This is a genomic window from Pseudarthrobacter sp. NPDC092202 (assembly GCF_044755505.1).
Taxonomy (GTDB): Bacteria; Actinomycetota; Actinomycetes; order Actinomycetales; family Micrococcaceae; genus Arthrobacter.
In genome coordinates, this window is record NZ_JBIVRG010000004.1 from 281,320 (window position 1) to 295,109 (window position 13,790).

Below are 13,790 nucleotides of genomic sequence, written 5' to 3' on the forward strand. Positions count from 1 at the left end.
TCGTGCGGGTCTGTTCAGGTCATCGGGATTGTTCAAGTCATCGGAATTGTTCAAGGAAGGAAGCAGGATTGGAGCCTCTAACTTTCGACGGCGGCAAGGGGACGGTGGAGCTGCGTTCGGACGGCGTCATCCACCTGATCTGGGAACCGAGCGCACGGATAGAGCTCCAGGATGCGCAGGCTGCCATGGCGGCCGTGAACCGGATCGCGGGGGAGCAGTCCTATCCCATGCTTGTGGACATGGCCACCACCGAGAACGTCACCCGGGCGGCACGCTCCGTGTTTTCCATCCCCTGCGCCGCGGACCGCATCGCGCTGCTGGGCGCCAGCCCGGTGGACCGGATCATGGCCAACTTCTTCCTGGGCGTGCATATCCCGCCGTGTCCCACGCGTTTCTTCACCTCCCGGACCGAGTCCATGAAGTGGCTGCAGGCCGGCAATTAGCCAGCGTTCGTGCTCTGCCGCACCACAAGCTCCGGTGTGAAGACCACCGAGCGGTGCGTCGGGTTCTGGGATTCCACCTCTTCGGCGAGGAGCTGGATGGCCGTGCGTCCCAACGCCTCCGTGGGCTGCCGGATGGAGGACAGCGGAACCACGGCGGAAACGGCAAAGTCGATGTCGTCGTAGCCAATCAGCGCCACATCCTCCGGTATGCGGAACGTGTGGGTCATGGTCAGCGACTGCATCACGCCCAGGGCCAGGAGGTCGTTGGCGCAGAAGATGCCGTCCGGCAGCCCTTCACGCCCCCGCTCCACCAGCGAATTGCCCACGCTGCGCCCGGCCAGGACAGTCTGCCCCTCGGACTCAAGCACCTCCAGCGTGGCGTCCGCCTCCTCCTTGACAGCCCGCCGGGCGCCCTGGAGGCGGTCGGCCACCTGCCGGATGGAGGTGGGGCCGCCCACAAAGGCGAGCCGGCGGCGGCCGGTGTCCAGCAGGTGTCGCGCTGCCAGGTATCCGCCGGCGTCGTCGTCCACTGCCACGGAACTGAACTTTGCCTCGTCAGCCAGCCGGTCCACCAGGACAGTGGGCACGCCGCGCTCGCGGAGGAGGTCCAGCCGTTCGGTGACATCGCCTACTGGCGAGATCAACAGGCCCTGGACACGCTGTTCCTGGAAAAGGTCGATGTAGTTTGCCTCGCGCGCGGCGTCGTGGCCGCTGTCCCCCAGCAGGACGGCGCTGCCGTGGAGGGCGGCGGCGTCCTCGGCCGCACGCACCACTGAGGTGAAGAACGGGTTGCCCACGTCCAGGACAATCAGGCCGATGGTGCGGCTGTGCCCCGCGCGCAGCTGGCGGGCGGCGTCGTTGCGGACGAAGCCAAGCTCGTCGATGGCCTTCAGTACCCGGTCCTTGGTCCGCTGGGAAACCCTGTCCGGGTAATTCAGCACATTGGACACCGTGCCCACCGCCACGCTGGCATGGTTGGCGACGTCCTTGATACTGGCTGAGCGATTCATGATTCTCCGTGCTGCTGCTCCATGTGGCAGGCATTGAGGCCCCGGTTACGTGGCCGCGGACAGAAATGCTTGACACCTACTCAAATTCAAGAGTACTTTGAATCGTAACAATGAAACGATTCAAAGATCAGCGATTTCAGGAGAACCAAAGATGAGGGTGTGTTTCCGCTCCTCGGTCCAGCCGGCCGTGATTGACGAGTACCGCCGCCGGCATGCCGCCGTGTGGCCGGAGATGCTCCGCGCGCTCAAGGATGCCGGGTGGAACAACTACTCGCTGTTCCTCTCCGGAGACGGGCTCTTGGTGGGCTACCTGGAATGTGACGACTTTGATGCCGCCCGGGCACGCATGGCACTGACGGACGTCAACGCCCGCTGGCAGGCGGAAATGGCCACTCTTTTTGAGAACCCGGACCAGGCTCCCGACGAAGGGTTCCAAGTCCTGGAAGAAGTCTTCAACCTTGACAGCCAGCTGGCGGCGGCTGAACCCTCCACCGCATAACGCCGCCAAACTGGCGGGCACCAGCTCCAGCAGCGGGGCGACCACAGACCACAGCATGACAACACCGGAAAGAACCATCATGAATGACGTAGCAACGGCGCTGGGCAGGCTCGAGGAGCTTGCCATCGAGGTCCCTTCGTGGGCTTATGGAAATTCGGGGACGCGGTTCAGGGTGTTCGGCACTCCCGGCACGCCGCGGACCGTGCAGGAGAAGCTGGCGGATGCGGCGAAGGTCCACGAGCTGACCGGGCTGGCCCCCACCGTTGCGCTGCACATCCCCTGGGACAAGGTGGATGACTACGCCGCGCTGAAGGAGTACGCGGCCGGGCTGGGCGTTGGTTTGGGCACCATCAACTCCAACACCTTCCAGGATGATGAGTACAAGTTCGGCTCGCTGACCTCGTCCAACGAGGCGGTGCGGCGGCGGGCGATCGACCATCACCTGGACTGCATCGAGATCATGCACGCCACGGGGTCCAAGGACCTGAAGATCTGGCTGGCCGACGGCACCAACTACCCGGGCCAGGATGACATGCGCGGCCGCCAGGACCGCCTCGCCGAGTCGCTCCAGGAAATCTACGCGGCCCTCGGCGACGAGCAGCGGCTGGTGCTGGAGTACAAGTTCTTCGAGCCGGCTTTCTACCACACCGATGTTCCGGACTGGGGCACGTCCTACGCCCAGACCCTGGCCCTGGGCGAGAAGGCCTTCGTCTGCCTGGACACCGGCCACCACGCCCCGGGCACCAACATCGAGTTCATCGTGATGCAGCTGCTGCGCCTGGGCAAGTTGGGTTCCTTCGACTTCAACTCGCGCTTCTACGCCGACGACGACCTCATTGTGGGTGCCGCGGATCCGTTCCAGCTCTTCCGCATCATGCATGAGGTGATCCGCGGCGGCGGCTTCGGCAAGGAGTCGGGCGTAGCCCTCATGCTGGACCAGTGCCACAACCTTGAGGAAAAGATCCCGGGCCAGATCCGCTCGGTCCTGAACGTCCAGGAAATGACTGCACGTGCGCTGCTGGTGGACACCGCAGCCCTGAACGAAGCACAGCGTGCAGGGGACGTCCTGGCAGCGAACGCAGTTTTCAACGACGCGTTCTACACCGACGTCCGGCCGGTCCTGGCCGAGTGGCGTGAATCCCGCGGGCTGCCAGCGGACCCGCTGGCCGCCTTCAAGGCCAGCGGCTACCAGAAAAAGATCAACGAGGACCGCGTGGGCGGCCAGCAAGCCGGATGGGGCGCCTGATTAGTTATGAGCAACAAGACTGTTGAAGACCTGATTTCCCGTTCCAACCGCCTGGGCGCGGACAAGCGGAACACCAACTTTGCCGGCGGCAACACCTCCGCGAAGGGCACCGAGAAGGACCCAGTCACGGGCGAGGACGTCCAGCTGCTGTGGGTCAAGGGCTCCGGCGGGGACCTGGGCACGCTGAAGGCCGAGAACCTTGCGGTGCTGCGCCTGGACCGGCTGAACGCGCTGAAGAACGTCTACCCGGGTGTTGAACGTGAAGACGAGATGGTGGCCGCGTTCGATTACTGCCTGCACGGCAAAGGCGGCGCAGCCCCGTCGATCGACACCGCCATGCACGGCCTGGTGGACGCAGCGCACGTGGACCACCTGCACCCCGACTCCGGCATCGCCATTGCCACGGCCGTGGACGGCGAAGCGCTGACCACCAAGATCTTCGGCAGCAAGGTGGTCTGGGTTCCCTGGCGCCGCCCCGGGTTCCAGCTGGGCCTGGACATCGCCGCGATCAAGGACGCCAACCCGCAGGCTATCGGCACCATCCTGGGCGGCCACGGCATCACAGCCTGGGGCGCCACCAGCGAAGAAGCAGAGCAGAACTCGCTCTGGATCATCGAACAGGCCGAGAAGTACATCAGGGATAACGGCAAGGCGGAGCCCTTTGGGCCCAAGCTGCCCGGCTACGCAGCCCTGCCGGAAGCCGAGCGCCGTGCCAAAGCCGCGGCGCTGGCACCGGTGATCCGCGGCCTGGCCTCCACGGACAAGCCGCAGCTGGGGCACTTCAGCGATGACGCCGTCGTCCTGGACTTCCTGGAAGCTGCCGAGCACCCGCGGTTGGGCGCCCTGGGCACGTCCTGCCCGGACCACTTCCTGCGCACCAAGGTCAAGCCTCTGATCCTGGACCTTCCGGCCGGCGCCTCCGTTGAGGACTCCATCGCACGGCTGCACGAGCTGCACGCGGACTACCGTGAGGACTACCAGGCCTACTACAGCCGCCATGCGGACGAAAACAGCCCGGCACTGCGCGGCGCGGACCCGGCCATTGTGCTGGTTCCCGGCGTGGGCATGTTCTCCTTCGGCGCCAACAAGCAGACCGCCCGGGTGGCCGGCGAGTTCTATATCAACGCCATCAACGTGATGCGCGGCGCCGAGGCCATCTCCACCTATGCCCCGATCGAGGAATCCGAGAAGTTCCGGATCGAATACTGGGCGCTGGAGGAAGCCAAGCTGGCCCGGATGCCCAAGCCCAAGTCCCACGCCACCCGAATCGCCCTGGTCACCGGCGCCGCTTCCGGCATCGGCAAGGCCATCGCCACCCGCCTCGCCGCGGAAGGCGCCTGCGTTGTCATCGCCGACCTGAACCTCGAGAACGCCGAAAAGGTGGCCGAAGAGCTGGGCGGTCCGGACGTTGCCATCGGCGTGCAGGCAGACGTGACGGACGAAGCGCAGGTCGCAGCCGCGATCGACGCCGCTGTCCTGGCGTTCGGCGGCGTGGACCTGGTGGTCAACAACGCCGGCCTGTCCATCTCTAAGCCGCTGCTGGAAACCACCGAGAAGGACTGGGACCTGCAGCACAACGTCATGGCCAAGGGCTCCTTCCTGGTGGCCAAGGCCGCCGCGAAGGTGATGATTGCCCAGGGCCTGGGCGGGGACATCATCTACATCTCCTCCAAGAACTCCGTGTTCGCCGGCCCCAACAACATCGCCTACTCCGCCACCAAGGCCGACCAGGCCCACCAGGTACGGCTGCTCGCCGCGGAACTGGGTGAGCACGGGATCCGCGTCAACGGCATCAACCCCGACGGCGTGGTCCGCGGCTCCGGCATCTTCGCCGGCGGCTGGGGCGCCAAGCGCGCAGCCGTGTACGGCGTGGACGAGGAGAAACTGGGCGAGTACTACGCCCAGCGCACCCTGCTCAAGCGCGAAGTCCTGCCCGAGCACGTGGCCAACGCCGCCGCCGTGCTCACCAGCAACGAACTGTCCCACACCACCGGCCTGCACATCCCCGTGGACGCCGGAGTGGCCGCAGCCTTCCTCCGATGAGCGGGGACATTTCGACGGTCCACGGCGCGCATTCCGCTCCCGGTGTGTTTGCCGCCGTCGACATCGGCGCCTCCTCCGGCCGGGTCATCCTGGGCCGGATGGCCGGCGGGGCGGCCAGCAGTGAACGCCGCGTGGAACTGGAAGTGGTCCACCGCTTCCCCAACGGTGTAGTGGAGATCGACGGCGGCCTCCGCTGGGACTTCGACGCCCTCTTCGCCGAGGTGCTGAAGGGCCTGGCGGCAGCAGCAACCGTCGCCGCTGCCCAGGGCGAGCAGGTAACCAGCATTGGCATTGACACATGGGCCGTGGACTACGGCCTGGTCAACGCCGCCGGGGAACTGACCGCCCAGCCGTTCAGCTACCGGGACGAGCGCAGCCGCGCCGCCGTCGAACCCGTGCACCGGAAACTCGATCCGGCCCGCCTCTACGGCACCACGGGGCTGCAGTTCCTGCAGTTCAACACCATTTACCAGTTGGCCAGCGAGCAGGACCTGGACGGGGTGCAGGCGCTCCTGATCCCGGACCTGATCGCGTTCCTCCTGACCGGGCAGCGCCGGACCGAGGCCACCAACGCCTCCACCACCGGGCTGTTCGACGCCGTGGCAGGGGAGTGGGCCACCGAGTTCCTCACCACCCTGGGCCTGCAGAAGGACCTGTTCCCGCCGCTGATCCAGCCCGGCGGGACGGTGGGCACCCTCCTGCCTGAAATCGCCGCGCAGGTGGGCCTGCCGCAGGACACCCGCGTGGTGGCTGTCGGCTCACACGACACCGCCTCGGCGGTCGCCGCAGTGCCTGCGACAGCAGACGACGGCGGGGAAAACTTCGCGTACATCTCCTCCGGCACCTGGTCCCTGGTGGGCCTCGAGCTGAAGCACCCCGTCCTTACCGAAGCCAGCCGCGAGGCCAACTTCACCAACGAACGCGGCGTGGACGGCACCATCCGCTACCTGCGGAACATGGGCGGGCTGTGGCTCCTCAGCGAATGCCAGCGGACCTGGGCGCAGGAGGGGTTCCGGCCCGAGCTGACGGCCCTGCTCACGGCGGCGGCCGCGCTCCCGCCGGGCGGGCCGCAGATCAACCCGGACGATTCCTACTTCATCGCACCGGACAACATGCCCGAACGCATCCGGGCGGCAGTGCGGCGCACCGGAGAGGTACTGCCTGACGATCCCGCCGCCATCACCCGCTGCATCATGGACAGCCTCGCCGCCGGCTACGCCCGCACCATCCGGGACGCCGAACGCCTGGCTGACCGGACGGTGGACGTGGTGCACGTGGTGGGCGGCGGTTCCCAGAACAGGCTGCTCTGCCAGCTCACGGCGGACGTCACCGGGAAGAAAGTGGTGGCAGGGCCCGTGGAAGCAACTGCGCTGGGCAACGTCCTGGTGCAGGCGCGCGCCGCGGGGGCAGCCTCCGGGGGACTGGGCGAACTCCGTGCACTGGTGGTGCAAAGCCACAACCTGCAGGTGTTCGTCCCGGAACTCTCGCGGCTGTAGCCGCTGTTCAGTGTGTGGCCTGACCTTCCCTTGTTCCCCGGCCGGCCCTAGGATCTGAACCCATGCCCCCAGAACACCTCCTCGCCTACGACGCCCCTGCCACCCAATGGCTGGAAGCCCTTCCCCTGGGAAACGGCAGGCTGGGGGCCATGGTGTTCGGTGGCAGCCAGGCGGGCGGCGCAGTGGAACACCGGTTCCAGCTCAACGATTCGTCCGCCTGGTCCGGATCACCGCACAGCCGAGACCGGGAGCCCGTCTTCAGCCGGGAGGAAGCGGACCGGATCCTAGGCGAAAGCCGGCACCTGATCGGTTCCGGCGACTTCGCCGGCGCCGCCGAAACCCTCAAAGGGCTGCAGCACCGGCACTCGCAGGCCTACCTTCCGTTCGCCGACCTCCACTTCACGGCGTCACTCACCGCATCAGACCCGGCAGCAGGCGAAAGGGGAGATGGCGGCGCTCCCGCACGGCCACCGTCGGACTATCACCGCGGCCTGGACCTGGCCCGCGCCCTCAGCACCAACACGTACAGCCTGGACGGCCACGCCGTCCGCGTGGAAGCATTCATCAGCCACCACCCCTCGGTGCTTGTGGTCTCCCTGCGGACGGGCGCGCCGCAGGGGCTGGACCTCGCGGTGCGCCTGGACTCTTCGCTCCGCATCCTCCGCCGCGAAGGCGAAGGCGGAAGCCTGTCGCTCCAGCTAAAACTGCCCTCCGACGCTGCCCCCGCGCACGACGGCGGCGTGGTGGAGTACTCGGAGGACGGTTCCCTCAGCATGCAGGGGGCAGTGGCAGCCACCTGGGAGCATGACGGACGGTCCGTGGCAGGGCACGACGACGGGACAGGGCACGACGACGGCCTGGCCGCCACCGGCGTCCGTCGCGCCGACATCTACCTCACCACCGAGACGACCTTCGCTGGACTGGCCCGCCAGCCGCAGGGCACTGCTGCCACCGCAGCGGCCGCCGCCCGCGCCGTGGTGGACCAAGCCCGCGCGTCGGGGCGTGCTGCCCTCCAGGAACGCCACGAGGAGAGCCACTCCCGGCTTTACCGGGCCGCCTGGCTGGAACTCGATGTTCCGGTATGGGAGGGCAGGGATACGGCACGGCGCCTGCTGGCGGCCAACGCCCACCCTCATGGCCCGCTGGCAGCCGACCCGGGCCTGGCTGCCCTGCTGTTCAACTACGGCCGGTACCTGCTGATTTCAAGTTCGCGGTCCGGCCCCGCCGGCTCCCGGCAGGGGACAGCATGGCAGGGAGTGCCGGCCAACCTCCAGGGCATCTGGAACGCCGAACTGCCGGCCCCCTGGAGTTCCAACTACACCACCAACATCAACCTCCAGATGAACTACTGGGGCTCGGAACCCACAGGCCTGGCCGAGTGCGCCCAACCGCTCTTTGCCCTCATCGGGGCCATGCAGGAAACCGGGGCCGCCGTTGCCAGGGAGTACTACGGCGCCCGCGGTTGGGCCGTGCACCACAACTCGGACCTGTGGGCCTACGCGAAACCGGTGGGCCACGGGTCCCATTCGCCGGAGTGGGCGTACTGGCCCCTGGCGGGCCTGTGGCTGGTGCGGCACCTGTGGGAGCACCTGCAGTTTGGCAGCACCGACAGTTCCGCGGACGCGGACACTTTCGACCCGGACACTTTTGCCCGCGGCACTGCCTGGCCCGCCATTCGCGGTGCCGCGGAATTTGCCCTGGACCTCCTGGTTGAGTTCCCCGACGGCTCGCTGGGAACGGTCCCCTCCACCTCCCCGGAAAACACGTTCGCCGCACCAGGCCCGTCCTCCGGCACCCGGGTGCAGGGATCCGCCGCACGGTCCTCCACCATGGACCTGACACTCATCGGCGATATCTTCAGGATGCTGGACGCGCTTGCCCGCCAGCTCGGCATGGAGGACCACCCCGTGGCCTCCGCAGCCCGCAGGGCCCTGCCCCGGCTTCCGCAACCGGCACCCGGACGCGGCGGAAAGCTCCGCGAGTGGCTTGATGATCCGGAGGAGTGGGAACCCGGGCACCGGCACGTCAGCCACCTCTACCTCGCCTTTCCCGGGGACACTCCACTTACCCCCGGGCTTGAAGCGGCCGTCCGGGCCAGCCTGGACGCCCGGGGCGATGAGGCCACCGGCTGGTCCCTGGCGTGGAAGATCCTGTTGCGCGCCCGGCTCCGCCAGCCCGGAAAAGTCAGCGACCTCCTCCGGCTCTACTTCCGGGACATGGACACACCCCGCGGCGGTCAGAGCGGAGGCCTGTACCCCAACCTCTTCGGTGCGCACCCGCCGTTCCAGATCGACGGCAACCTGGGGTTTGTGGCCGGTATAGCCGAGTGCCTCGTCCAGAGCCACCGCATAGTGGACGGGCTGCACGAGATAGAGCTTCTTCCCGCCCTGCCCGCCGAACTGGCCGCAGGCAGGGCGGGCCGGCTCCGCGCACGGCCCGGGGTGGAAGTGGACCTGGACTGGCAAGGCGGGCAGCTGGTGCAGGCAACCCTGGCCGCGCGGACGCCGGTGAAAGTCCTGGTCCGGTACGGAACCGCCGTCCAGGAAGCCCATCTTGAACCAGGAAAGCCCGCAGTTCTCACCTACGGCGCCCGCCGCGGGGCGCCTGCCGAAAGGATTGGATAACCCATGCCGCTCTTCGACCTCCCGCTTGCGCAGCTCCGCTCGTACTCCTCGGACGTGACGCCCCCGGAGGACCTTCGCCAGTTCTGGGATGCCACCATCAGCGAAGCCCGCGCCTTCCCGCTGGATGCCGCTTTTGAACCGGTGGAAAACTACCTCTCCGTCATTGACACCTTCGACGTCACCTTCGCCGGGTACGGCGGCGCTCCGGTCCGGGGCTGGCTCCACCTCCCGGCGCACAGGGAACCGGGGGCTGCACTGCCGGTAGTGGTCCAGTACGTCGGCTACTCGGGCGGCCGCGGGCTGGTCAACCAGGACACCCGCTGGGCCCAGGCCGGGTACGCGCACTTCATCATGGACACCCGCGGCCAGGGCTACGGCGGCACACTCGGCGAAACGCCGGACCCGCACCCCTCCGCCGGGGACGTCGCCCACGCCGGACTCATGACCCGCGGCCTCGGAAGCCGTGAGGACTACTACTACCGCAGGGTGTACGTGGACGCCTTCCGGGCCGTGGAAGCCGCCCAGTCCCACCCCGCCGTCGACCCCTCCAGGGTGGTGCTGGCAGGCGTCAGCCAGGGCGGCGGCATCGTGGTGGCCACTGCGGGCCTGGCGGCTGGAAGGCTCGACGGCGTCATCGCCGCGCTGCCCGACGTCCCGTTCCTCCAGGACTTTCCCCGGGCCATCGACATCACACCGCGCGGGCCGTACCCGGAAATCGCCCAGTTCCTGGCACGGCACCGGGACCGGTATGACGCCGCACTCGCCGTCCTGCGCTATTTCGACGGCGTGAACCTGGCCCGCTGGGCAACAGCGCCTGCGCTGTACTCCGCCGCCCAGATGGACGACATCTGCCCGCCGTCGACGGTCTTTGCGAGCTTCAACGCCTACGGTGCCGGAACAGCGGGCTCTTCCGGAACCGGTGCAGACAAGGAGATCGAGGTGTACCGGTTCAACAACCACGAGGGCGGCCAGGAACACCACTGGATCCGCCAGCTGCTGTTTTTGCGCAAGATTTTGGGGTAAGTTCCTTCTGCGGGTGGGAGAAAACGGTTTCCCAGCCTGCGGAAACAGGAAGTGATGAAGAAACTCAGCAGGCTCAGCGTCTTTGCCTACGGCGCCGGCGATGCCGCCAACAGCATGATCATCAGCACAGGGAACATGTTCCTGCTCGTCTACTACACGGATGTTGCGGGGATCGGGGCGGCAGCAGCGGGAACCCTGCTGCTTGTCCTGCGGGTCTTCAATGCGTTCACGGACATCGCCGCCGGGCGCATCGTGGACCGCGTCCACAGCAGGCGGTGGGGCAAGTTCCGGCCGTTCCTGATGTTCGGCTTCATCCCGCTCCTGCTGAGCGTGGCCGTCTTCCATGTCCCGGATGTCGATCCGTCCCTGAAGCTGCTCTACGCCTACTGCACCTACGGCCTGGTGTGCATCGCCTACAGCATGGTCAATGTTCCCTACGGCTGCCTGGTGGGGGCCATGACGCAGGACGCCACGCAGCGTGCCCGGCTGGGCGGTGCACGGACCCTTGGCGGACTCTCCGTTGGAGCCACGCTGGGCTTCTTCATCGCGCCGCTCCTGGGGGCCGGGCAGGACATGCAGCAGGTCTTCACCTGGCTGACCATCACGTTCGCCGTGGTGGGCTCTGCCCTCTACGCCTTTACGGGTGCCGCCTGTGCCGAGCAAGTTCCCGGCAGCGTCCCCAAAATCACCCTCAGCCAGAGCATGGCGGCGCTGAAGGCCAACTCGCCGCTGGTCATCCTCTGCGTCAGCTCGGTGCTTTTTGTCACCGGAACATCGGCCACGGGAGCATCCCAGTTCTACTACCTCCGCGATGTCCTGTCCCGGGTGGACCTCTTTCCCCTCATGGCCGCCGCGCAGGTGGCCATCACGCTCACCCTGGCGGTCCTCATTCCGCGTCCGGTGGCGCGCTGGGGCAAGCGTGCCGTGTACAGCGCCGGCGCCGGCCTGGGTGCCGTTGGCGGTGTGCTGGTTTTCCTGGCCCCCGCGGAGGTGCCCCTGCTTGGCGTGGCAGGCCTGGTGCTCGGACTGCTTGCGTCCGCGTCGGTCAGTATCGTCACCTGGGCACTGATCGCGGACACCGTGGAATACGGCGAGTGGAAGACCGGGGTCCGGGTGCAGGGCATCAATTACGCGCTCCTGGCCGCCACCAGGAAGCTGGGCATGGGCTTCGGCGCCGGCGTGGTGGCCTTTTCCCTGGCCTGGGGCGGCTACGCCTCGGGTGCGGCAGGGCAGCCGGAATCCGCAACCCTTGCCATCCGGGCAGCCGCGGGGCTGCTTCCCGGCGCCCTGGTACTGGCAGCCGTGGGCATCATGTACTGGTACCGCCTCACGGACGGGAAGCATGCCGAGCTGGTGGCAAGCCTGTCCCGTGACGCGACGTAACCGTTTTGGCAATGAGCGGAACCTGCGGTTATGGTTCATGGCATGACAAACCGTTGGTATGCGTATTTTTCGTTGGCTCTGGAGGGGCCTGCGTCTAACTGACACGCATCCAACTTTCCTTCAGAGCCAACAGGGCAGAGATCATTCTCTGCCCTTCGCCGTTTCTCCGGCGGGTTCTGATCCGGGCCCGCTTCCCATCTGGAACAGGACCCCACCATGAGCACCGCAACAGCCCCCGCAAGCACCAACGCCGGCATCTCCCGCACGGAAGACGCGGCGAAGTCGACCTCGAACCTGCGTGTCAGCGAATTCACGGCGCTGCCCACCCCGTCCGAACTCATCGCGGAACTGCCCCTGGACGCCCGGGTGGCGGACGTCGTCGAACGCGGACGCGATGAAGTCCGCGCCATCATGGACGGCGTGGATGACCGCCTGCTAGTCATCGTGGGCCCCTGCTCCATCCACGATCCCAAAGCCGGGCTGGAGTACGCCCGCCGGCTGGTCAGCCAGGCCGAGAAGCACAGGGAAGACCTGCTGATCGTGATGCGGACCTACTTCGAAAAGCCCCGTACCACTGTGGGCTGGAAGGGCCTGATCAACGATCCCCGGCTGGACGGCAGCCACGACATGGTCACCGGCCTGCGGACCGCCCGGCAGTTCCTGCAGCAGGTGACCGCCCTGGGCCTCCCCACCGCAACTGAGTTCCTCGAGCCCATCAGCCCGCAATACATGGCCGACCTGATCTCCTGGGGCGCCATCGGGGCGCGCACCACCGAAAGCCAGATCCACCGGCAGCTCGCGTCCGGACTGTCGATGCCCATCGGCTTCAAGAACGGAACCGACGGCGACCTCCAAGTGGCCATCGACGCCTGCGGTGCAGCGGCGGCGGCCCAGGCGTTCCTCGGCATTGACGGTGACGGCCGGGCGGCACTGGTGTCCACCGCCGGAAACCCGGACACGCACGTGATCCTCCGCGGCGGACGCAAGGGACCCAACTACTCTGCTGCCGACGTCGGGGCGGCGTCTGCCACGCTGGCCGGCAAGCAGCTGAACCCGCGCCTGATCGTGGACGCCAGCCACGCCAACAGCGGCAAGAGCCACCACCGGCAGGCGGAGGTGGCCCTGGAGATCGGTGCGCAGCTGGAGGACGGCGGCACGTCCGCCCAGGCGGTTGCCGGCGTCATGCTCGAAAGCTTCCTGGTGGGCGGAGCACAGAACCTGGATGTTGCAGAGCACGCGGCCGGCCGGGCTGGGCTCGTCTACGGGCAGAGCGTTACAGATGCCTGCATGGACTGGGACGTTTCGGTATCTGTCCTGGACCAGCTGGCGGCCTCCGCGCGCAAGCGCCGGGAAGCGAATTAGGGGGATCTACTACTTTCACTTCTGCCACAGGAACATCTAGAGTATCTAGATAGGTGGTTGGTGGATGGCTCAGCATCGGAACACCGCATTGGCACGTACCTGGGGTCACTGTTGTCCATCCGTCAGCAAAGGAATATAGGGAAATGTCGGCAGAACAGAACTTCTCCAACGCGAAGTTCCTGACCGTGGCTGAAGTAGCCCAGGTCATGCGCGTCTCCAAAATGACCGTGTACCGGCTGGTGCACTCCGGCGAGATGCCGGCAGTGCGCTTCGGCCGCTCCTACCGGGTTCCGGAACAAGCCGTCGAACAGTACCTCAAAGGTGCGGTAGTGGACGGTCACACCGAGACAGCCTGAGCAGCTGTCCGTAGCCGCCTCCCGGAAGCGGTACCCTGTTAAGGAACGTTTTACGTCATTGTAAGAATCTGTCAGTTGTTCAGTTCGTAGCTCTGTCCACGAACAATTTCCATCAGACAGGTACTGCATCTAGTTTGTAAGGAACTTACGTGGGTTCAGTTATTAAGAAGCGTCGCAAGCGTATGGCCAAGAAGAAGCACCGCAAGCTGCTTCGCAAGACCCGTCACCAGCGCCGCAACAAGAAGTAGAGATACTTCGAACAGCGCGGAAATGCCCGTCGCCTTCCGAGGCGGCGGGCATTTCTT

Annotated in this window: 12 protein-coding genes; 11 read left to right on the plus strand and 1 reads right to left on the minus strand. The window is 66.7% G+C overall.

The window, feature by feature from the left end; translation table 11 throughout:
• Positions 1 to 68: 68 nt before the first annotated feature.
• Positions 69 to 443, plus strand: a complete 375-nt coding sequence (locus ACIQF4_RS09420) for an STAS/SEC14 domain-containing protein (RefSeq protein ID WP_400514917.1) — start codon at positions 69 to 71, stop codon at positions 441 to 443.
• Here ACIQF4_RS09420 and ACIQF4_RS09425 read toward each other — a convergent pair.
• On the minus strand, positions 440 to 1,453 hold the full coding sequence (locus tag ACIQF4_RS09425) for a LacI family DNA-binding transcriptional regulator (RefSeq protein ID WP_350002875.1): 1,014 nt from the start codon (positions 1,451 to 1,453) through the stop codon (positions 440 to 442). The genes ACIQF4_RS09420 and ACIQF4_RS09425 overlap by 4 nt on opposite strands.
• Positions 1,454 to 1,604: 151 nt before the next feature.
• On the opposite strand from ACIQF4_RS09425, the gene ACIQF4_RS09430 reads away from it, so the two are divergent.
• From ACIQF4_RS09430 to ACIQF4_RS09475, 10 genes are all read left to right on the plus strand, one after another.
• Positions 1,605 to 1,952, plus strand: a complete 348-nt coding sequence (locus ACIQF4_RS09430) for an L-rhamnose mutarotase (RefSeq protein WP_400514915.1) — start codon at positions 1,605 to 1,607, stop codon at positions 1,950 to 1,952.
• A gap of 79 nt (positions 1,953 to 2,031) precedes the next feature.
• Positions 2,032 to 3,198, plus strand: a complete 1,167-nt coding sequence (rhaI, locus tag ACIQF4_RS09435; protein ID WP_400514912.1) for an L-rhamnose isomerase — start codon at positions 2,032 to 2,034, stop codon at positions 3,196 to 3,198.
• Positions 3,199 to 3,204: 6 nt separating this feature from the next.
• Positions 3,205 to 5,241, plus strand: a complete 2,037-nt coding sequence (locus ACIQF4_RS09440; RefSeq protein ID WP_400514910.1) for a bifunctional aldolase/short-chain dehydrogenase — start codon at positions 3,205 to 3,207, stop codon at positions 5,239 to 5,241.
• The gene (locus ACIQF4_RS09445) at positions 5,238 to 6,737 is read left to right on the plus strand and encodes a rhamnulokinase family protein (RefSeq protein ID WP_400514908.1); all 1,500 of its coding nucleotides are present in this window, start codon (positions 5,238 to 5,240) and stop codon (positions 6,735 to 6,737) included. The genes ACIQF4_RS09440 and ACIQF4_RS09445 overlap by 4 nt, the downstream gene beginning before the upstream one ends.
• Before the next feature lie 62 nt (positions 6,738 to 6,799).
• Positions 6,800 to 9,361 (plus strand): glycosyl hydrolase family 95 catalytic domain-containing protein, encoded by a 2,562-nt coding sequence (locus ACIQF4_RS09450; protein ID WP_400514906.1) that lies wholly within the window; start codon positions 6,800 to 6,802, stop codon positions 9,359 to 9,361.
• A gap of 3 nt (positions 9,362 to 9,364) precedes the next feature.
• Positions 9,365 to 10,384 carry an acetylxylan esterase gene (locus ACIQF4_RS09455; protein WP_400514904.1) on the plus strand — a complete coding sequence of 340 codons (1,020 nt, stop codon included), beginning with the start codon at positions 9,365 to 9,367 and terminating at the stop codon, positions 10,382 to 10,384.
• A gap of 54 nt (positions 10,385 to 10,438) precedes the next feature.
• Positions 10,439 to 11,767 carry a glycoside-pentoside-hexuronide (GPH):cation symporter gene (locus ACIQF4_RS09460; protein WP_400514903.1) on the plus strand — a complete coding sequence of 443 codons (1,329 nt, stop codon included), beginning with the start codon at positions 10,439 to 10,441 and terminating at the stop codon, positions 11,765 to 11,767.
• A 216-nt stretch (positions 11,768 to 11,983) separates the two neighbouring features.
• Complete coding sequence (locus ACIQF4_RS09465; protein WP_400514901.1) at positions 11,984 to 13,129, plus strand: 3-deoxy-7-phosphoheptulonate synthase; 1,146 nt, start codon at positions 11,984 to 11,986, stop codon at positions 13,127 to 13,129.
• Between the two features lie 143 nt (positions 13,130 to 13,272).
• The gene (locus ACIQF4_RS09470) at positions 13,273 to 13,485 is read left to right on the plus strand and encodes a helix-turn-helix domain-containing protein (RefSeq protein ID WP_066278759.1); all 213 of its coding nucleotides are present in this window, start codon (positions 13,273 to 13,275) and stop codon (positions 13,483 to 13,485) included.
• A 149-nt stretch (positions 13,486 to 13,634) separates the two neighbouring features.
• Positions 13,635 to 13,733 carry a 30S ribosomal protein bS22 gene (locus ACIQF4_RS09475; protein WP_003792170.1) on the plus strand — a complete coding sequence of 33 codons (99 nt, stop codon included), beginning with the start codon at positions 13,635 to 13,637 and terminating at the stop codon, positions 13,731 to 13,733.
• Positions 13,734 to 13,790: the final 57 nt, after the last annotated feature.